The organism is Variovorax sp. PAMC28562, assembly GCF_014303735.1.
GTDB lineage: Bacteria > Pseudomonadota > Gammaproteobacteria > Burkholderiales > Burkholderiaceae_C > Variovorax.
Map to the genome: position 1 here is coordinate 1,941,790 of NZ_CP060296.1, position 19,602 is coordinate 1,961,391.

Consider the following 19,602-nt stretch of genomic DNA (forward strand, 5'->3'; position numbering starts at 1 on the left):
GCCTATTGTGTCAGCCGCGTTTCGGCCGGTGCAAACGAAACGAAGAAATCGTTGCCTTCAGGCCCGTTCGCGGCAAGCGCGCGACGCTCGTAGCCGATGGTCGCGCCGTGCCGCTCGCACAACTCGCGGCAAATAAAGAGCCCGAGACCGCTGGACCGACTCTCCGATGAAAAGAAGGGTTCGAACAGATGTCGCTGCACTGCCGTCTCCAGCGGTGCGCCGTCGCTCCACACTTGCAGATGCGCCCGGTCGCGGCCATCGGCCAGCGTGCTGACCTGGATCGAGCCATCGCGCTCGCCGGCGTAACGCGCAGCGTTGTCGAGCAGGTTCACCAGGATGCGCCGGAGGTGTTCGACATCGAAGCGCACGTCGCGGCCGCCTGTTGCCAGCATCACCAGCACGCCATTGCGCTTCGACTGGCGCACCCACTCTTCAGTGAGCATGCGCACCGTGGTGTCGAGTTCGACCATGTCGCCGAGCGGTTCGATGCGTTGCTGGCGCGCGCGTGCGACATCGAGCACGTCGTCGACGATGCGTGCGAGGCGCTGCGCGTTGTGCTGCACCATGCTGGTCAACTTGCGGTGCGCGGGGTCGACCAAGTCTTCGGCCAGCAGTCCGCTGGCTTGCGTGATGGCTGCCAGCGGATTGCGGATTTCGTGAGCGACGGCAGCCGACATACGGCCCATCGCGGCCAGCTTTTCGGTGCGGATGCGGGCTTCGAGTTCGCGCAGGTCTTGCAGGAACATCACGCACAGGCTGTCGAAGCCGCGCTCGCTGGGCGGCGTCAGGCGTGTGCGCACGCGCACCTCGCGCGGCGCGCCTTGTACTTGCGCTACCGGTACCTCGTGCGATTGCGGAGCGCGCCGCAAAAATGTCTGAGCTGCCAGTGCCGCCAGCGGTTGCCATGCCGGATGGGTGTCGAGCGGAAAGGGCAGCGCCATGCCAGCCAGCCCTTGCCCAAGGATCTCGTCGGCCGCCGGATTGGCCGCATGCACGCGGCCGAAGCTGTCGATCACCAGCACGCCTTCGGTCAGCGTTTCGATGACCAGATCGTTGACCTGCGCGTGCATTTGCGCCGAACTGCGATTGCGCACCGCCAGTGCCTCTTCGCGCGCCAGCCGGCGCGACAGTTCGTGCGCCAGCAGCGCCACCACGAACAGGCCGGTGCCGGTGAGCGCCGCCTGCACGAAGCGGGTCGACGAATCGGATGGTTGCTGCAACCAGTTCCAGGCCGCGTCTGCCAGCAGGAGCAAGGTCACTGCGGCGGTGGTCCCGAGGCCGACCGATACCGTGCCCAGCACCGCACCCAGCAACACGGGCAGCGCGAACAGCGGTGTGTAGTTGATGCTGCCAATCTGCAGCAACTGCAGCAGCGTGAAGGTCGCGAGATCGATGCCGACGGTCGCGAACCAGGTCGGGCCCATCCCGCGAATCGGCGGCTGGAATCGGGCGTAGCGTGAGCCCAGTAGCGTTGCAACGAGGTACGCGATCGATACCGCGATGGCGGCGCGATGCACCGGCTGGCCGATCGTCAGCGTGATGACCTGCAGCACCAACAGCACGGCCGCGACGAAGTAGCGTGCGGTCATGAAGCCACGCCACAAGCGCAGCAACGCAGAGCTTTCTCGCGTGGCAATTTCGAGGCCGCCCCAGTCAGTTCCCGGTTCGCCGCGGGACCAGAGGAGGGGTGCCATGTCGCTCAACGCGCGCTTTCGGCGGCCCGTCGGTGCGCGACGCTGCAATAGACGCCGTCGGGACCGGCGATGGCGTCCGTGGCAGGCAGGTGCAGCCCGCACTGCGCGCAGCGGAGCATGGCCTGCGGCGCGCCGACGGCCGGCGGCGCTTTCGGTGGGACAGGCCGGGCCTTGCGCGCGGCCTCGCGTTCTTCTTCGCGCTGGCCCTTCCGAAAGAGCCAGATCGCGATGAACAGAACGATAAAAACCAGCAGGTACTTCATGGCGCGCGTCCCAAAACCACTTCGAGCACGAATCGCGAACCTACATAGGCCAGCACCAGCAATGCCGCGCCCGCATAGAGCACCCGACGTGCCTTGCGCCCGCGCCAGCCGAAGCGCGCGCGGCCCGTCAACAGCACGGCGAAACAGAACCAAGCCAAGATGGAGAACACCGTTTTGTGGTCCCACTTCCAGGCACGGCCGTACAAGGTTTCGCTGAAGAGCAAGCCGGCCAGCAGCGTCGCCGAGAGCAGTACGAAGCCCGCGGTAACGAAGCGGAAGGTCAGTCGTTCCAGCGTGAGCAAAGGCACGCCGGCTTGTGCATCGGCGGCCAGCCGAATCTGTTTTTCTGCGCGGCTGATGAGCCATGCGTGCACGACCGCGGCGCCGAACAGTCCATACGACGCGATGCCGAGCGCCAGATGCAATGGGAGCCACGGCGAAGCGGAAACGTGGAGTGGCACGCCGGGGAACAGCACAGCCAGCAAGACAGCGCCGGCACCGAGCACCGCCAGCACCCGGCGCACCGTGAGCTGCGGATACATGCGGCTCTCGATGGCGTAAACCGTCAACACGAGCCAGGCGGTGACGGAAATGGCGGGCGCGAACCCGAAGAGCGGGATGCCGCCGACCAGGCTCCATGCCAATGTGAGCCCGTGCAACAGCCAAGCCAGGCCGAGCAACCAGCGCGTGCCCTGTCGCCCGAGCCGCGATGCGCCGGCGGCGGTCACGGCATAGGCTGCGGCAGCGGCGATGCCCAGTGCCACGCCGAGCGGGGAGGGGCTCGCTAAAATCATGGGCTGAGTTTAGCTGCGCCCCTGCAGCGGCTCGCGCTTCACGGCATCTCCAAGGCATCCCCTCATGGCCACCGCCCTCACAGAAAAATTCTCCCGCCTCGTCAAGCAGATGAGCGGGCAGGCCCGCATCACCGAAGCCAACGTGCAGGACATGCTGCGCGAAGTGCGGATGGCGTTGCTCGAAGCCGACGTCGCGTTGCCGGTGGTGCGTGACTTCGTCGCCCGCGTCAAAGAGAAAGCGCTCGGCCAGGAAGTACTGGGCTCGCTCAAGCCGGGGCAGGCGCTGGTCGGCATCGTCAACCGCGAGCTCACCGCGACCATTGGCCAGGGCGTGTCGGACATCAACCTGGTGGCGCAACCGCCAGCGGTGATCCTGATGGCCGGCCTGCAGGGCGCGGGCAAGACCACCACCGTCGCCAAGCTGGCCAAGCACCTGATCGAAAAGCGCAAGAAGAAAGTGCTGACCGTGTCGGGCGACGTGTACCGGCCGGCCGCCATCGAGCAGCTCAAGATGGTCACCGCCCAGGCTGGCGCCGAATGGTTTCCAAGCACGCCCGACCAGAAGCCGCTCGACATCGCGCGTGCCGCGCTCGACCACGCCAAGCGTCATTTCTTCGATGTGCTGCTGGTCGACACGGCGGGCCGCCTGGCCATCGACGAAGCCCTGATGGCCGAGATCAAGGAACTGCACGCCGCGCTGAATCCGATCGAAACGTTGTTCGTCGTCGACGCTATGCAGGGGCAGGACGCGATCAACACGGCCAAGGCCTTCAAGGACGCGTTGCCGCTGACCGGCATCATCCTGACCAAGACCGACGGCGATTCGCGCGGTGGCGCGGCGCTGTCTGTGCGGCAAGTGACTGGCGTGCCTATCAAGTTCGCCGGCACCAGCGAGAAGATCGATGGGCTCGAGGTGTTCGACGCCGAGCGTTACGCCGGCCGCATTCTCGGCATGGGCGACATCGTGGCGCTGGTCGAGCAGGTGACTGCCGGTGTCGACGTCGCGGCGGCGCAAAAGCTGGCGGCCAAGGTCAAGAGCGGCGCCGGTTTCGACCTCGACGACTTTTTGAGCCAACTGCAGCAGATGAAGCAGATGGGTGGCCTGTCGAGCATCATGGACAAGCTGCCGCAGCAGATGGCCGCCAAGGCGACCGAAGCCGACATGACGCGTGCCGAGCGCGACATCCGCCGCAAGGAAGGCATCATCCAAAGCATGACGCCGCTGGAACGCCGCAAGCCGGAATTGTTGAAAGCCACGCGCAAGCGCCGCATCGCGGCTGGCGCCGGGGTTCAGGTGCAGGAAGTGAACCGCCTGCTCAACGAGTTCGAGCAGATGCAGACCATGATGAAGAAGATGAAGGGCGGCGGCCTCATGAAGATGATGAAGAAGATGGGCGGCATGAAAGGCATGCCAGGGATGGGCGGACCCGGCGGTGGCGGCGGCATGCCGCGCTTCTGAGCACGGTCGAAAAATCGCCGCAGTGCCATAAGACAGGCAACAAAAAAGCCCGCATCGAGCGGGCTTTTTTGCGGGTACGCGACGAACGCGCCATGCAAGGGTCTTAGACCCCAGCCAGCGCCGGACGGGCCAAGCGCACCGCGTGCATCCAGGCACGGCGCAGAACGGCCGGCGAACGTGACTCTTCCGGGATCAGCAGCCAGCCGCGTTCGCGGAGCGAGGTACCGAGTGCGATCTGGCTGGTCAACACGGTGAGCGGGATCGCGAGCAGCAGCGGCAGGCCGACCGGCATCAGCCAGATCAATGCGCTCGGGTCGATCATCGCGATACCGACTGCCAGGGCAGCGATCACCAGCGTCATTGGCGCGAGTTGCGAAGCAGCGGTCTTCCACGGCACGGCATTGGCTTCACGCGGGGGTGACTTCCAGTCGAGCTTGATGCCGGTGAGGGCCACGACGACGAAGAGCGAATGGGCCAGCATGCGCACCGGAGCTTGCACGATCGCGAGGGCACTCTCGAGCACAGTGCTCTTCAGCAGGCCCCGAACGCCACCGTACTGACGTTGCTCACCGCGCATCAGCACAGCGGTGATGCCCAGGATGCGGGGCAGGAACAAGAGACACAGCGTCCACACCCACAGGCCAACGAGTTCGGAAGGCAGCACGTTCCAGGTTGCGACCAGGCTGGAGCCCGAGAGCCAAAGAGCCGTACCCAACGTCAGGAAAGCCAGCCACAGGGGCGCTGAGGCATACGCCATCGTGCCGGTCACGAACATCGCGCGGTGCACCGAGTGGATGCCGGGCTCGGCCATCAGACGGGCGTTTTGCAGGTTGCCCTGGCACCAGCGGCGATCGCGTTGCAGTTCTGCCAGCAGATCTGGCGGTTGTTGTTCATAGCTACCGACCAGGTCGGCGACGAGCCACACGTTGTAGCCGGCACGGCGCATCAGCGCAGCTTCGACGAAGTCGTGCGACATGATGCCGCCGGACATCCCGCCGGTACCCTTGATCGGGGCCAGCGCGCAATGCTTCATGAAAGGCTCGACGCGGATGATGGCGTTGTGGCCCCAGTAGTGCGATTCGCCCAGTTGCCAGAACTGCATGCCCAGCGTGAACAGGCGGCCCGTCACGCGGGAAGCGAATTGTTGAGCGCGGGCATGGAGCGTGACGTGGCCGATGGCCTGCGTCGCGGTCTGGATGATGCCGGCGGTCGGGTTGGCTTCCATCAGCTTGACCATGGAGGTCAGGCAGTCGCCGCTCATCACGGAGTCGGCGTCGAGCACCACCATGTAGCGATAGTCCTTGCCCCAGCGACGGCAGAAGTCGGCGACGTTGCCGGCCTTGCGGTGTGTGCGGCGGGTGCGCAGGCGGTAGTACACCTCCACTTGAGGCTGGTTCGGGCTGGTGGCGAGTGCGGCGCGGAGGTCTTCCCAGGCGGCGCGCTCGGCGGCGGCGGTTTCAGGCGAGTAGCTGTCCGACAGCACGAACACGTCGAACTGCTTCGCATGGCCGGTGGCCGCAACCGATTCGCAAGTGGCGCGCAGGCCAGCGAACACCGTCGACACGTCTTCGTTGCAGATCGGCATGATGATTGCCGTGCGGGCTTCGGGGTTCATCGAATGACCCGCCACTTGCTTGACCGACAAGGAATGCTTGTCGCCCTTGACGGAAACGTAGAAGCCCATGAGCGCGGTCACGAAACCGGTCACGACCCAGCCGGACAGCAAGCCATACAGGCCGATCTGGCCGTACTCGAGCCAGACGTTGTCGTAGTCGGGCTGGATCCGGGCAAACAGCGTTGAAGCGATCACCGTGCTGATCAGCGTCAGCAGCATGAACGCCAGGCGCCGTTGCTTGGCCGCACGCTGCCAGGGTTGCGTCAATTCTGCTTGCTTGTGTTCTTCCGCAGCTTTGCCGACGTCACCAGCGCCGAGCTTGACCAGCGCAGCGGTGCCGAGGCTGTTCCAGAAGCCGCGCCAGGGGCGAGGCGTCATGGAGCCGCGGTTAACCGGCGGTGCAGTCACTGCGTTGGGATGGCGCTCTTCGCGCAGGTCGCTGCGTTGCGTCGCCACCACTTGGGCAGCATCAGCAGCATGCAGAACGTTGCTGTCGGCCAGCACGCGCAATTGGGAGAAATCGTTCGGCTTCATGGATACCTCAAGAGCGTTGCTTGTCGAGGGAAGCGATGTCGCCAATTGCCGGAAAGCGTTTGAATACGCAATCCGGCGCGACACCGTGAGCGGCACTGAAAGCGCCGAGTTGCTGGCTCGCGGCACGGGGCCGTGAGAGGGAAAACTGTGTTTGACGGACGGCGTCGCGCTGCTGGCGCAGTGCGAAAGAGGGACTGTTTTGTGCTGTCATGCATCTACAAGGGCAAACCCTGTGCCAACATGGAAAATTCGTTGTGCACCAACGACTTGCGGGAGATGAGAGCTCTTTTTGGGTTGTTCAAGCCTGCCGCATGCTCGAAAACCCTCGTTTTTGTCGCCGAATCCCGACAGGCCGGCAGACCTGCTAAAAAATCCCCAACAAAATCAACGCTTAAGCCACGTCGCTAGTTTGCGACAGGATCGCCGGGCGTTGGCGACACATCTGCCTTGAAGTGTCCTGGCGTCAGTTCGTGCTTCTGCAGCAATCGGTAGAACTCGGTCCGATTCCGATCCGCCAAACGGGCTGCGTCGGCCACGTTGCCGTCGGTCAGTTTCAGCAAGCCAACCAGGTAATCACGCTCGAAGCGCTGCTTGGCTTCGGCATAGGTCTGAACCTCGACGCTTGGGACGCGGAGCGCCCGCTGGACCAGCGACAGTGGAATCAGCGGCGAACTCGACAACGCGCAGACCTGTTCGACCACGTTGAACAACTGACGCACATTGCCGGGCCAAGACGCCGTCGTGAGCGCCTTCAGCGCTTCCGGCGCGAAACCGGAGAGCCGCTTGCCGTATTTGACCGACAGGCGCTGCAAGAAGTGATTCGCCAGCAGCGGAATGTCTTCGCGGCGTGCACTCAGCGGCGGCAACGTCAACGTCACCACGTTCAGGCGGTAATAAAGGTCTTCCCGAAACTGATGCGCGGCCATCGCCGCATCGAGGTCGCGGTGCGTCGCCGAGATGATGCGCACGTCGACGTCGATCGACTGGCTGGCACCGAGCGGACGCACCGCGCGCTCCTGCAGCACACGGAGCAGCTTGACCTGCAAGGCAGGCGGCATGTCACCGATTTCATCGAGCAGTAGCGTGCCGCCGTCGGCTTGTTGAAACAGGCCCTTGTGGTTGGCCACCGCGTCGGTGAAGGCGCCCTTCATGTGGCCGAACAACTCGCTCTCGAGCAGCGCCTCGGGAATGGCACCGCAATTGACCGCGACGAAAGGCTTGGCAGCACGCGCACTGGCCCGATGAATCGCGCGGGCGAGCAGTTCCTTGCCGGCGCCGCTGTCGCCGCGCAGCAGCACGCTGGCGTCCGACTGGGCGATCATTCGTGCCTCTGCCAGCACTTCTGACATGCGGTTGCTGCGGCTGACGATTTCGGCGCGCCAGCTTTCATCGCCGCCACCCTTGCTGGTTGGCGTGACGGGAGAGCCGAGCGCGAGCGCCTGCGAAATTTTCTCGAGCAGTTCGCGGCTGTCGTAGGGCTTGGTCAGGTAGGTGAACACGCCGCGCGCCGTGGCCTCGACAGCATCGGGAATGGTCCCGTGTGCGGTCAGCAGGATCACCGGCAGCGTCGGATGGCGCTTGCGAATCTCGTCGAACAGCGCCAGGCCGTCGCGCCCCGGCAAGCGCACGTCGCTCAGCACCAGTTGCGGATGTTCGATTTCGAGCTGCGTCAGTGCCGATTCGGCCGACGTCACCGCCGTCACCTGGTAGTTGGACGAGGCCAGCCGCATCGACAGGAGGCGCAGCATGTCCGGGTCGTCGTCGACCACCAGCAGCTTGGCGCCGGTCGGTTTGGCGGGAGGCGCTTCGGTCATGGTGTCAATCAGTCAAGGCGCAGGCTTCGCGCCGTTGCCGGAGTTGCCGGAGTTGGCGGCGGGTGCGGCACCGCCGGCCGGCGTGCCCGAGCCGGTCGGCGCATTGGCGGCAGGGCGCGCAAAGCTGCGTTCGATGGCGCGCAGCGCCTCGATGCGATCGTTGAGCTGGTCGATGCGGCGCTGGGCGTCGCGCAACTGTGCAACCTGGCGATCGCGGTCGTCTTCGACACGGCGCTGTTCGTTGTAGCGCGATGCCAGAGCGCGGGCCAACGGTTGAAGCGGCTTTGCGTCCGATGCGTTGCTGGTCGAAACCCGTTGCAGCAAACCCATGGCGCGGGCGAGATCGGCCGGCACGCGCGTCTGCGCAAGCACCAATGCAACCTGCATCTGCGTCGTGGGCGAATCGCCCGGGTCGCCGATGCGTTGCAGTTCGGTCGATAGCTCGCCGCCGCTCATGCCCCGCACTTTCTCGCTGTACTGCAGCATCGCCGCGACCGGTCCTTGAGTCATGAGCGTGAAGATCGAGGCCGGCTGCGTGGCGGGCGGCGTGGGTTCCACCTCGACCGGCTGCACCGCCGGCGGTGACGGCTGCACCGCGGCATGCGCCGGAGGGCTGACGCTGGCTTCGGCAGCGGGCTGCCTCGGCGCGACGGTACAGCCTGCCAGCCACAGCGGCGTGACCAGCGTCACGGACACCATCAAAGCGGTGGATGACCAGCGGACGATCGAAAACGACATGGGCTTGAGACGGCGCGTGAGAACGTGCAAAACGGAATGCAAGGTGTGAAGTTCGGGCGTGAAGGTACGGGTGAATACCGGCGTGGCGTCAGACGGTCAGCGGCAGCTCGATGCGAAAGCGGGCGCCGGGGCCATCGGGCAGCAGCGAGATGCGACCACCGTGAGCCGCAATGTACTCCTGCACGATCGAAAGTCCGATGCCCGTTCCCTTCACCGCGTGCTCAGGTTGACGCTCGCCCCGGAAGAACGGCTCGAACACGCGGTCGCGATCACCCGGCGCGATGCCGGGGCCGGCGTCGCCGATGTCGATGCGCGCGAATTCCGGCGTGCTCGACACCTCGATGGCGATGGTGCCGCCGCGGCTCGAAAACCGAATGGCGTTCGACAGCAGGTTGGCGATGGCGGTGCCGAGTTTGACCGGGTCGACCGTGATCATGAGCGGCTCGCCGCTCGCCCGCACAGTGAGGCCCTGGCCTTGCCACTGCAGGCGCTGCGAATCGATCTGCTCTTCGATCAGCGGCAACAGCGCGGTCCGCTCGCGCCGCAGTTCGCGTGCCTCGAAGGCCGCTGCGTTGAAGCGGAGCAGGGCTTCGATCTGCCCCTGCAACGCCACTGTGTTTTGTTGCAGGATTTGCGCGACTTCGCGCTGCGCTGGATTAAGCGCGCCGGTCACGCCGTCTTCCAGTAACGACACGCCTTCGCGCAGCGCGGCGAGTGGTGTCTTGAGTTCATGCGAGACGTGCCGCAGGAAGCGTGCCTTGTCGGCGTCGAGTTCGGTCAGCCGCAAGCGCAACCATTCGAGCTGCTGCGATACGCGGCGCACGTCGGCCGGCCCGCGAATGTCGATCGGCACGTCGAGCCGGTTTTCGCCGAGCCCGACGATGGCGCGTTCGAGCCGCTTGAACGGTCGCGCCAGCCACACGCCGAACGCCAGCGCCAGCGACACCGCCAGCACGCTGGCGGCGATGACCTGGCGCATCAGCCGCTTGCGGGCGTTCTCGATGCGCGTCGCCAGCGCGCTGTTTTGCGTTTCGATCAGCAATTGCGCCTGCTGCGCGATGTTGGTGTTGAGCGCATCGAGATCGCGAAACTGTACCGCCATCGAGCTTTCGCGCGTGAGGGCGCTGTCGGGGCTGCCGTTCATGAGGTCGTTGATGACATTGAGCTGCTGACGCCAGGCGTCGGCGGCGGGCACGCCAAGGTCGTTTTGCACCAGCTTGTCGAGCGCGTTATTCGCGTCGTGCTCGGCATCGGTAAAGCGGCGCCGCAGCACCGCGTCGTTGAGCACCAGCGACTGGCGGCCGGCACGCTCCATCGCGGCGCTGCGCTCGGCCAGCGACTGGGCGGCGCCCGACAGCGTGACGGCGCGCGCCGCCGCGTCGCGGCTCTGCGTCATCAACAGGTCGTACTGGAATACCGAGCGCACCGCCACACCCACCAGCAGAGCGGTGATCAGCAAAAACGCAAAGAGCAGCAGCTGCTGGAACGAGCCGCGCGCCGAAGGCAATTTCGCCATCAGGCGGCGAGCACTGCGTGAGCTTCAGGGGTCGGCATCGCGGCCCCCGATTCACGCGTTGCCACCTCGCCACGCAGCGTGTAGGCCAGCGACCGCGTGATGGTCAGGTCGAGCATCTGGCCGACCAGCAACTCGGGCATCTGCAGGCTTCGTGGCGGCGCTTCAAAATTGACGACCCGATTGCACTCGGTGCGTCCCATGAGTTCGTTCGCATCCTTGCGCGACCGGCCTTCGACCAACACCCGCTGCGTGCTGCCCACCATCGCTTCGCCGAAGCGCCGCACATTGCCGTCGATGACGGCCTGAAGCGTTTGCAGCCGCGCCAGCTTGACTGCGTGCGGCGTGTCGTCGTGCAATTGCGCTGCCGGCGTGCCGGGACGCGGGCTGAAGATAAAGCTGAAGCTCGCGTCGAACCGGCAGTCGTCGATCAGCTTCATCGTCTTGGCGAAGTCGTCATCGGTTTCGCCAGGGAAGCCGACGATGAAGTCGCTGCTCAACGCAAGCTCGGGACGGATGGCGCGCAGCTTGCGCACCGTGCTTTTGTATTCCATCGCCGTGTAGCCGCGCTTCATCGCCATCAGGATGCGGTCGCTGCCGTGCTGCACAGGCAGGTGCAGATGCGAGACGAGCTTCGGCACCTTCGCGTAGGCCTCGATCAGCCGCGGCGTGAACTCGTTCGGATGACTGGTCGTGTATCGGATGCGCTCGATGCCCGGGATCTCGGCGATGTATTCGATCAGCAGTGCGAAATCGGCAATCTCGCTGGTGTCACCCATCCTGCCGCGGTAGGCGTTGACGTTCTGGCCCAACAGAGTGACCTCGCGCACGCCCTGGTCGGCCAGCCCGGCGACTTCGACAAGCACGTCGTCGAGTGGCCTGTTCACCTCCTCGCCACGGGTGTAAGGCACCACGCAGTAGCTGCAGTATTTGGAGCAGCCTTCCATGATCGATACGAAGGCGGTGACGCCGTCGACGCGAGCCGGCGGCAGATGGTCGAACTTTTCGATCTCTGGAAAACTGATGTCGACCTGCGGCCGGCCCTGCACCGCGCGCTGGTTCAACAGTTCGGGCAGGCGGTGCAGGGTTTGCGGGCCGAACACGATGTCGACATAGGGCGCGCGCGCGATGATGGCTTCGCCTTCCTGGCTCGCTACGCAACCGCCCACGCCGATCTTCACGCCCTTGGCCTTCAGGTGCTTCACGCGGCCGAGATCGCTGAAGACCTTCTCTTGCGCCTTCTCGCGCACCGAGCAGGTGTTGAAGAGGATGAGGTCGGCTTCATCGACATCCTGGGTTTGCTCGTAACCCTCGGCGGCGTGCAGCACATCGGCCATCTTGTCCGAGTCGTACTCGTTCATCTGGCAACCGAAGGTTTTGATAAAGACTTTTTTGGACATGGAATGCGCGATGCAACCGCTTTGAAGGAGGGAAGCTGAAGACGGATGAGGGCTGAGAGCGCCGCACGGTGGGCGATCGGCGTTCAGCAGCAAGAACAGTAGGGCGGGTAGAGCGGCGCGGGAAGCGCGGGAAGCGCGGCCTGATTCGCCGGCGTTATTCGCCGGCTTTATTCGCCGTACTTGGGCAACCGGTCGAACGGTGTCTTGCCGTCGTCCCGCGGGCCGCTGTTGGCCACGAAAGGCCAAAAATTCAGAAAGGGCTTTTCAGCCGATTCGCGGTCGGCGCGCGCTTCGTCGGGTGTCAGGATCCACACCTGCGACACGAGGTTCGAGGCGTCGCGCGTGTAATTGACCAGCAAGTTCTGGCCGACGATCGCGCCGGGCATCACAAGCATGTTTTGCGCACTGCGAACGCGCGCACCCGGCGACATGCGCTCCAGGTCACCGTCGAGCTTGATTTCAGGCGGATTGAGCACCATGAACTTGCCGCGCAGCGTGCCGATCGGAAAGTTGCGGCCGCCGGCTTCTGCTTCGAACTGGGTCTGTGGCACCGGCACTGCCTGAGCATGCGCATCGACAGTAAAGAGCGCCGCAGCAGGCGCCAGCACAGCGCACAGCGCTATTAAAATGTGAGCATTCAGGGAGTTTTTGCAGCGTTTCATGGGGTACATCCAGAGGCTGTGGGATGCGGAGATTCTAGCGGCGCCGATCTTGCATGTTCCCTGGTGAGATGGTCAGGTCCGTGTGCTGGTTCACATTTCGCCAGACTTATAAAGAAACCTTTTGTGGACGGGTTGCCGGGCCACTGCTCCAATAGCAGGCGCCCTTGCCCATGCCCGCGAACGCCTCCTTTCGACTCTATGAAAACGTCCCCATGAAGAAGAATGCCTCCCGCGCCCTGACCGGTGTGCTCGTCGTCGCCGTCGCAGGGGCAGCCTGGTGGTGGTCGGGATCGCATTCGCGCGACACCGCCGCGAAGGCCGCGGCCACCAGCGTACCCGGCGCAGGCGCGCCGGCCTTGGTCACAGTCGCTGCCGCGCTGAAGCAAACGGTGCCGGTCACGGTGCAAGTCAACGGCAGCGTGGTCTCGCTCAACAGCGTCGATCTGCGGCCCCAAGTCACCAATACGGTGAGCGAGGTGCACGTCAAGGAAGGCCAGTTCGTCAAAGCCGGCCAGTTGCTCTTCACGCTCGACCAGCGGCCGGATCAGGCCAATCTGGCCAAGGCCCGTGCCCAGCAGCAAAAAGACGAGGCGACGATGGCCGACCTGGAGCGCCAGTACAAGCGCAGCCAGGATCTGGTGGCGCAGAACTTCATTGCCAAGAGTGCGGCCGATTCGACGCTGTCGCAGCTCGAAGCCCAGCGCGCGGCGGTCGCGGCCGACCGCGCCGCAGTGCAGTCGGCGCAAGTCGCGCTCGGCTATTCCACGCTGCGAGCGCCCATCGCCGGGCGTATCGGTGCCGTCAACATATACCCGGGCACGCTGGTGCAGCCGGCCGGCACGCTGGTGACGATCACGCAGCTCGACCCGATCGCTGTGAGCTTTCCGGTGCCTGAAGGGCAACTTCAGGATTTGCTGGCCGCCGCCCGCGCGAAGACGAGGGTCGAAGCCGTGGTCAAGGGCCGCAAGGAGCCGCTGGCCGGCGCGCTCAGCTTTGTCGACAACACAGTCGATCCGCTGATCGGCACGGTGCGCGCCAAAGCCGTTTTCGACAACGCCGACCAGGGCCTGTGGCCCGGGCAGTTCGTCGAAACGCGCGTGATCGTGCGCACCCTGCCCGATGCGACAGTGGTCCCTGCCGCGGCCGTCATGATGCTGGCCGAAGGCAATGCGCTGTATGTCGTCAATGCCGATCAGACGGCCACGCGACGCAAGGTGCAGACCATCTACACCTTCGGCACGCAGGTCGTGGTGCGTGGCGTCGAGCCGGGAGAGATGGTCGTCATCGAAGGCAAGCAGAACGTGCGTCCCGGCGGCAAGGTGCGCATCGAAGCAGCGGCTGCACCGGCCGCTGCGCCGGGCCGGTCGCCTGACAAGTCGCCCGATAGGTCATCGCCCGCGTCCTCCGGCTCGGCATCGCCGGCTGCGCTGTCGCCCGCACAAGTCGATCCCAAGGAGAGGGACCGCGCATGAACATTTCCGAGCTGTGCATCCGCCGTCCGGCGATGACGGTGCTGCTGTCGGCCGCGGTGGTGGTCATCGGCATCTTTGCGTACCTCAACATTCCGGTCGCCGCGCTGCCCAGCTACAACACGCCGGTCATCAACGTGTCGGCGCAGTTGCCGGGGGCGAGCCCCGACACGATGGCGTCTTCGGTCGCGCTGCCGCTGGAAAAGCAGTTTTCGACCATTCCCGGCCTGCAGACCATCAGCTCGGTCAACACGCAGGGTGTGACCTCGCTCACGCTCGAGTTCGTCAGCTCCCGCGACATCGATGCCGCGGCGGTGGACGTGCAGGCTGCGCTGTTGCGCGCACAGCGGCAGTTGCCGATCGAGCTCACGCAGATGCCGTCGTACCGCAAGGTGAACCCGGCCGACGCACCCGTGCTGTTCATCGCGCTGGTGTCGCCGTCGATGAACCCGGCGGAGCTCAACGACTACGCCGAGAACCTGATCTCGCCCACCCTCTCGACCATCGACGGCGTGGCGCAGGTCGGCGTGTACGGCCGCAAGGCGTTCGCGGTGCGAATCAAGGCCGACGCGAACCTGCTCAACGCGCGCAACATCACGCTCGACGAGCTGGCGAAGGCGGTGAACTCGGCCAACGCCAACACGCCGGTCGGCGTGCTCGACGGCCCGCGCCAAACGCTGACCATTCAGGCCAACCAGCAGCTCATGAAGGCGGCCGACTTCGCCAAGCTCATCGTCGGTCAACGCGACGGCGCACCGGTGCGGCTCGACGAAGTAGCGACCATCCAAGACAGCTTCGAATCGGTCAAGACGGCCAGCAGCTTCAACGGTCAAAGCTCGATCTCGCTCGCGGTGCAACGCCAGCCCAATGCCAACACCGTGCAGGTGGTCGACGCCGTGCGCGCGCTCATGCCGCGCTTCCGTGCCGAGCTGCCGCAGTCGGTTGAAATCAATCTCGTCAACGACCGCTCGCTGTCGATTCGCGAAGCCGTGCACGACGTGCAGCTCACCCTTATCGGCACCATCCTGCTGGTCGTGCTGGTCATCTTTTTGTTTTTGCATCGCATCGTCGCGACGCTGATTCCGGCGGCGACGATTCCGATCTCGCTGGTCGGCGCGGTCGCCTTGCTCTATGCCTTCGGCTACAGCCTGGACAACGTCTCGCTGCTCGGCATCACGCTGGCGGTCGGGCTGGTGGTCGACGACGCGATCGTGGTGCTCGAAAACATCATGCGATACGTCGAGAAAGGCATGGAGCCTTACGCAGCTGCGTTGCGCGGTGCACGCGAAGTGGGCTTCACCATCGTCTCGATCTCGATCTCGCTGGTGGCGGTGTTCATCCCGGTCTTCTTCATGCCGGGCGTCATAGGCTTGCTGTTTCACGAGTTCGCTGTGGTCGTGGCGCTCGCCGTGCTGGTGTCGGCCATCGTGTCGCTGACACTGGTGCCTATGCTGGCCAGCCGCTTGCTGAAGCAGGTGGCGGTGAAGGAAGGCGTGCTCGATCATGAAGAGCAGCATCCCGAGCCTGGCACCGCCATCGGCCGCGGCTTTGAGCGTGGCTACCAGTGGGTGCACCGCAACTACATGCGCACGCTCGACTGGACTTTGCTGCACCGCCCGGTGATGCTCTGCATCGCCGCATTGACCTTCGTGCTCACCGCGTGGATGTTCGTGACGATTCCCAAAGGCTTCTTCCCCGAGGAAGACATCGGCCAGATCCAGATCACGACCGAAGCGGCCGAAGACATTTCCTTCACCGCAATGAAGGTGCTGCAAGACCGCGTGGCCGAAACGCTGGGCAAAGATCCGAGCGTCGATTACGTCAACTCGTTCGTCGGCGTCGGTGGCCCGACGGCTACTCAGAATTCCGGTCGATTGTTCGCCGTGCTCAAGGCCCGCAGCGAGCGCCCGCCGATGGCACAAGTGCTCGAATCATTGCGAAAACGCTTCCGTGAAATCCCCGGCATCGCCGTGTACATGCGGCCGGTGCAGAACCTGCAACTCGGCGGGCGCCAGAGCAAGGCGCGGTTCCAGTACACGCTGCAAAGTGTGAGCGCTGGCGAGATGAGCGAATGGGCCAACAAGCTCATGGAACGCATGCGCGGCGATGCGGCTTTTCGCGACGTCACCAGCGACTCGCAGAATCGCGGTCTGCAGGCCACGCTCGACATCGATCGCGACAAGGCGGGCGTGCTCGGTGTGTCGGTCGGCGACTTGCGCACCGCCCTCTACAACGCCTATGGCGACCGGCAGATCGGCAGCATCTACAGCGCCAGCAATACCTACCAGGTGATTCTTTCGGCCTCCGACGACGACCGTCAGTTCGAGGACGACATGTCGCGTTTGTCGGTGCGCAATCGCGCCGGTCAGCTGGTGCCGCTGTCGGCGTTTTCAACCGTCAAGCGCACGGTCGGGCCCACCTCGGTCAACCACCAGGGTCAGCTGCAGGCGGTGACGGTGTCGTTCAACCTGGCGCCCAACGTCCCGCTCGGCGATGCCACCAACAAGATCGACCGCTTCACGGCGGAGATCAAGATGCCGCCGTCGATCATCACCAGCTACGGTGGCGATGCGGCGGTGTTCCAGAGTTCGCAGTCGAGCCAGGCCGTGCTGCTCATCCTGGCGGTGCTCGTCATTTACGTGCTGCTCGGAGTGCTGTACGAGAGCTACATCCATCCGCTGACGATTCTGGCCGGGCTGCCTTCAGCGGCAGTCGGCGCCTTGTTGTCGCTCAAGCTGTTCGGTTTCGACCTGACGTTGATCGCGACCATCGGCATCCTGCTGTTGATCGGCATCGTGAAGAAGAACGCCATCATGATGATCGACTTCGCACTCGACGCGCAGCGCAATGAAGGCATGTCGCCGGTCGATGCGATTCGCGAAGCGTGTCGGTTGCGTTTTCGGCCGATTCTGATGACGACGCTGGCCGCCTTGATGGGCGCCTTGCCGTTGGCGCTCGGACTCGGCGCCGGTGCCGAGCTGCGTCAACCGCTGGGCGTCGCAGTGGTCGGCGGGCTGCTGTTCTCCCAGGTGATCACGCTCTACATCACGCCTGCGATCTACCTGGCGCTCGACCGCTACAGCGGCACCGGACCAATGCAGACGCTGCCGGGCGAGGCGGCTCTCAAGCCAGCGCCTGGCGTTGTGGTCTGACGCGGGACCAAGGGCTTTAGAGGCTTGTCGCCATCGCACGCGACGCCGTGCGCTTTGGGTTCGGTATCGCGGTGAGTGCGCCGAAACTGCTGGTGCTCGACTCTGACTTCGCTGCAGGCCTCACCGCCGCCGAGGTCAGGCCGTGCACGGCGCGCATTGTCCAGTCGCCCACCACTTTGAGAAACATTCGCTGCGTGGCCTGCGTGGTCAGGCTGTGGTCCATCTCGCCGATGAAAACGTATTCGACGTGCTTGGCGAACTTCTCGTTGGCAAAGGGGCCGAGCTGGTCAAGATGCCGATCGACCGAATTCAGGGTGCCGGTGTACAGCAGCAGCGTCGGAATGTTGCGCTCGGCCACGATATTCATGCAGTCGACAAAGACCTTTGCTTTGTCTTCAAGCGTGCCCGTGGTGAAGATTTCGCCTTCGATTGCGCCTGGTCCGGCCAGCTTGCGTTTGATCCAACGCACCGTCTTCAGAATCATGATCGGATTGGTTGGCACCACCAGTGCGCGGCGCAGTGCGCGTTCCCACCGTGCACGGCGCCCCGGAAACGCGTAGCCGTCGAACTGAAGCAGCCCCACCACGCGAGGATCGGCGACGGTGGCTTCGAGCGAACTCGGCGCTCCCGAGCACAAGCCCATCAAAATAAAGCGCCTGATGCCGAGCGATTCCTGGACTTGGTCCATGGCCGCCTGGACGTCGAGGACCGCTCGCGCCATGAAGGTTTGGGAGCCGGTCACCGGGCCGCTGTCGCCCAAGCCGGCAAGGTCGAAGCGAATGCTGCTGACGCCAGCACGTGCCAGTTGGCGCGCCAGCTTGACATTGATCCGCCGCGGCCCCACGCGGTGGTTGCCGCCCATGTTGTAGAAGATGCAGGCGACTGGTTGAACGGGCCCATCCACCGGCACCGAAACCATGCCAAGCAACGAACCGTCGCTGCCGAAGAGAACCGGAAATTCTTTGATCTCATTCATTTATTTCTGCCAGTAAACGTTGGATAGCTTCACCGGGAACCACTGGATTCTCAGCATTCGGATCTGTAGTCCAATCCAGGGAGTGACGAAAGCTGGCCACGCGCAGGGGCGCATGGTTGGCGACGGCCGATTGCGCCCACTTGTTCGCCGTGTGGTCGGCCGGATCGGCCAGCATCACCGTGCGGTGTGTTGGCGCCTTGATGGCTTCCGGCACGAGCGAACGGAACTGCTGGCGCAACTCAGGGGATATGGCGACACCGAGGACTTCGTCGGTGTAGGCCTCCGCTTCGTTCTCCAGACGACGGCGCCATGCACGGTCGGGCATGAAGTAAGACCGCTCGAGCGCTTCGACATGCGCGAGTCGCAGGCTTTCCATGTAGCGCGCTCCGTCGAAAATCGGGTCCCACAGGACGAGTCGGTCGGGGTCGCAACGACCACTTCGGTCGGCTATGGCCGCAAGCGTCGCCCCCATCCGGGAGCCGAGCCAGACTACACGTCGGCCGGCTGTATGCCGCCGCAGTTCGTCGTGCGCCGTACAGACGTCGCGCCACCAGCCTTCAATGTCCCCATCCAGGTCGATGCCAGCCGAGTCGCCACTGCCATAAAGGTCGAAGCGCAACACCGCTGCGCCGCCGCGCGCCAGTCGGTCCGACAGCACACGAAAGAAGCGGTGGGTGCGTATGGCTTCCTGCCCGAAAGGCGGGCAGATGAGCACGGCTAAGTCACTGCTTTTTTCGGGAGTGTGATACAGCCCGAAAAGCTGTCGTGACGGTTGCCCGAAGAGCAATGGGATCACGCGAATTCCCTTTCTATCAATGCATTGGTGGGAATCATTTTGGAGGTCGTTTCGACGATCACTTTGGCGAACGCGCAAACAAGGGCGAGACCATGCCGGAACGAGTGAACCCGCAATGTCTCTGTCCTGCCGCCGACCACCATATCGACGTCTTGGGCCTCGAGATTCACGCCTACCTCGAAAGAACGGGTGTCGATACTCAGGCCAAGTCCGAGCGCCTTCGCGCAGGCTTCCTTGCGCGTCCAGCAGGTGAGGAACGCGAGGTCGCGATCCGGGGGGGCCGTAGCCGCCAGGCCTTGTTGCTCAGCAGCAGTGAAGTATTCCGCCGCCAGCGCTGCGGAATAGGACAACGGCCGCAGCACCTCGACGTCGACACCGATCTCCGTAGCGCTGTCGCTGTCGTCGATCGCGATGAGGCCGGCGCCCGCGCTGTGGCTGAGATTGAAGCGGAGCGCCGACGGCGCAGCGAGCGATGGCTTGCCGAATGCGCCGATATCGAATGCCAGGTCGCAAGCGGTCGAGCCCGTCACCGTCGAAAGCGTTTCGCGCAGTGCGACGTGCGCCGCCACGTAGCGGCGACGGTCACGCTCGAAAACGAAGCGCGCCGCGCGGGCGCTTTCATCGCCCGACAAGCACTCATGCGCTTGTGACGCGGCGGCAGCGTCGAGGTCGACGTGCCACAGCCGGCACTCCGCAATCGATGGAAGCTGCGCGATGGTCATG

General features: G+C 64.5%; 15 protein-coding genes. 3 read left to right on the forward strand and 12 right to left on the reverse strand.

Features of this window, described 5'->3' with window-relative positions; genetic code table 11:
* Positions 1 to 2: 2 nt before the first annotated feature.
* From H7F36_RS09240 to H7F36_RS09250, 3 genes are read right to left on the reverse strand one after another with little or no spacing between them, the layout of a single operon-like run.
* Positions 3 to 1,694: a sensor histidine kinase gene (locus H7F36_RS09240; protein ID WP_187054386.1), complete on the reverse strand. Its 1,692-nt coding sequence runs from the start codon at positions 1,692 to 1,694 to the stop codon at positions 3 to 5.
* A 5-nt stretch (positions 1,695 to 1,699) separates the two neighbouring features.
* Entirely contained in the window at positions 1,700 to 1,957 is a 258-nt protein-coding gene (locus H7F36_RS09245; RefSeq protein ID WP_187054387.1) for a PP0621 family protein, read from the reverse strand.
* The gene (locus H7F36_RS09250; protein WP_187054388.1) at positions 1,954 to 2,751 is read right to left on the reverse strand and encodes an inner membrane protein YpjD; all 798 of its coding nucleotides are present in this window, start codon (positions 2,749 to 2,751) and stop codon (positions 1,954 to 1,956) included. The genes H7F36_RS09245 and H7F36_RS09250 overlap by 4 nt, the downstream gene beginning before the upstream one ends.
* 64 nt (positions 2,752 to 2,815) lie before the next feature.
* Here H7F36_RS09250 and ffh point away from each other — a divergent pair, with 64 nt between their 5' ends.
* A complete protein-coding gene (gene ffh, locus H7F36_RS09255; RefSeq protein WP_187054389.1) occupies positions 2,816 to 4,210 on the forward strand; it encodes a signal recognition particle protein in 1,395 nt (464 codons plus the stop codon).
* A 103-nt stretch (positions 4,211 to 4,313) separates the two neighbouring features.
* Here ffh and mdoH read toward each other — a convergent pair whose 3' ends face one another.
* The 6 genes from mdoH to H7F36_RS09285 all read right to left on the reverse strand — a co-directional run bounded on the left by mdoH (position 4,314) and on the right by H7F36_RS09285 (position 12,486).
* On the reverse strand, positions 4,314 to 6,359 hold the full coding sequence (gene mdoH / locus H7F36_RS09260) for a glucans biosynthesis glucosyltransferase MdoH (protein WP_187054390.1): 2,046 nt from the start codon (positions 6,357 to 6,359) through the stop codon (positions 4,314 to 4,316).
* Positions 6,360 to 6,763: 404 nt separating this feature from the next.
* Entirely contained in the window at positions 6,764 to 8,173 is a 1,410-nt protein-coding gene (locus tag H7F36_RS09265; protein WP_187054391.1) for a sigma 54-interacting transcriptional regulator, read from the reverse strand.
* Between the two features lie 12 nt (positions 8,174 to 8,185).
* Entirely contained in the window at positions 8,186 to 8,911 is a 726-nt protein-coding gene (locus H7F36_RS09270; protein ID WP_261802550.1) for a hypothetical protein, read from the reverse strand.
* A gap of 88 nt (positions 8,912 to 8,999) precedes the next feature.
* Positions 9,000 to 10,427, reverse strand: coding sequence for a sensor histidine kinase (locus H7F36_RS09275; protein WP_187054392.1), 1,428 nt, complete (start codon positions 10,425 to 10,427; stop codon positions 9,000 to 9,002).
* Positions 10,427 to 11,824: a tRNA (N6-isopentenyl adenosine(37)-C2)-methylthiotransferase MiaB gene (gene miaB, locus H7F36_RS09280; RefSeq protein ID WP_187054393.1), complete on the reverse strand. Its 1,398-nt coding sequence runs from the start codon at positions 11,822 to 11,824 to the stop codon at positions 10,427 to 10,429. The genes H7F36_RS09275 and miaB overlap by 1 nt, the downstream gene beginning before the upstream one ends.
* A gap of 167 nt (positions 11,825 to 11,991) precedes the next feature.
* The gene (locus H7F36_RS09285) at positions 11,992 to 12,486 is read right to left on the reverse strand and encodes a hypothetical protein (protein WP_187054394.1); all 495 of its coding nucleotides are present in this window, start codon (positions 12,484 to 12,486) and stop codon (positions 11,992 to 11,994) included.
* Between the two features lie 212 nt (positions 12,487 to 12,698).
* Between H7F36_RS09285 and H7F36_RS09290 the strand changes: the two genes are divergently transcribed.
* Both H7F36_RS09290 and H7F36_RS09295 read left to right on the forward strand, forming a co-directional pair.
* Positions 12,699 to 13,958, forward strand: coding sequence for an efflux RND transporter periplasmic adaptor subunit (locus H7F36_RS09290; protein ID WP_187054395.1), 1,260 nt, complete (start codon positions 12,699 to 12,701; stop codon positions 13,956 to 13,958).
* On the forward strand, positions 13,955 to 17,107 hold the full coding sequence (locus H7F36_RS09295; protein WP_187054396.1) for an efflux RND transporter permease subunit: 3,153 nt from the start codon (positions 13,955 to 13,957) through the stop codon (positions 17,105 to 17,107). The genes H7F36_RS09290 and H7F36_RS09295 overlap by 4 nt, the downstream gene beginning before the upstream one ends.
* Before the next feature lie 16 nt (positions 17,108 to 17,123).
* On the opposite strand, the gene H7F36_RS09300 is transcribed toward H7F36_RS09295, so the two are convergent.
* The 3 genes from H7F36_RS09300 to H7F36_RS09310 are packed head-to-tail and all read right to left on the reverse strand — an operon-like array spanning position 17,124 to position 19,601.
* Positions 17,124 to 18,083, reverse strand: a complete 960-nt coding sequence (locus H7F36_RS09300; RefSeq protein WP_187054397.1) for an alpha/beta fold hydrolase — start codon at positions 18,081 to 18,083, stop codon at positions 17,124 to 17,126.
* A complete protein-coding gene (locus tag H7F36_RS09305) occupies positions 18,076 to 18,879 on the reverse strand; it encodes an alpha/beta fold hydrolase (protein WP_187054398.1) in 804 nt (267 codons plus the stop codon). Before H7F36_RS09305 ends, H7F36_RS09300 begins: the two co-directional genes overlap by 8 nt.
* Positions 18,876 to 19,601 carry a 4'-phosphopantetheinyl transferase family protein gene (locus H7F36_RS09310; protein WP_187054399.1) on the reverse strand — a complete coding sequence of 242 codons (726 nt, stop codon included), beginning with the start codon at positions 19,599 to 19,601 and terminating at the stop codon, positions 18,876 to 18,878. Before H7F36_RS09310 ends, H7F36_RS09305 begins: the two co-directional genes overlap by 4 nt.
* Between the last annotated feature and the right edge of the window lies 1 nt (position 19,602).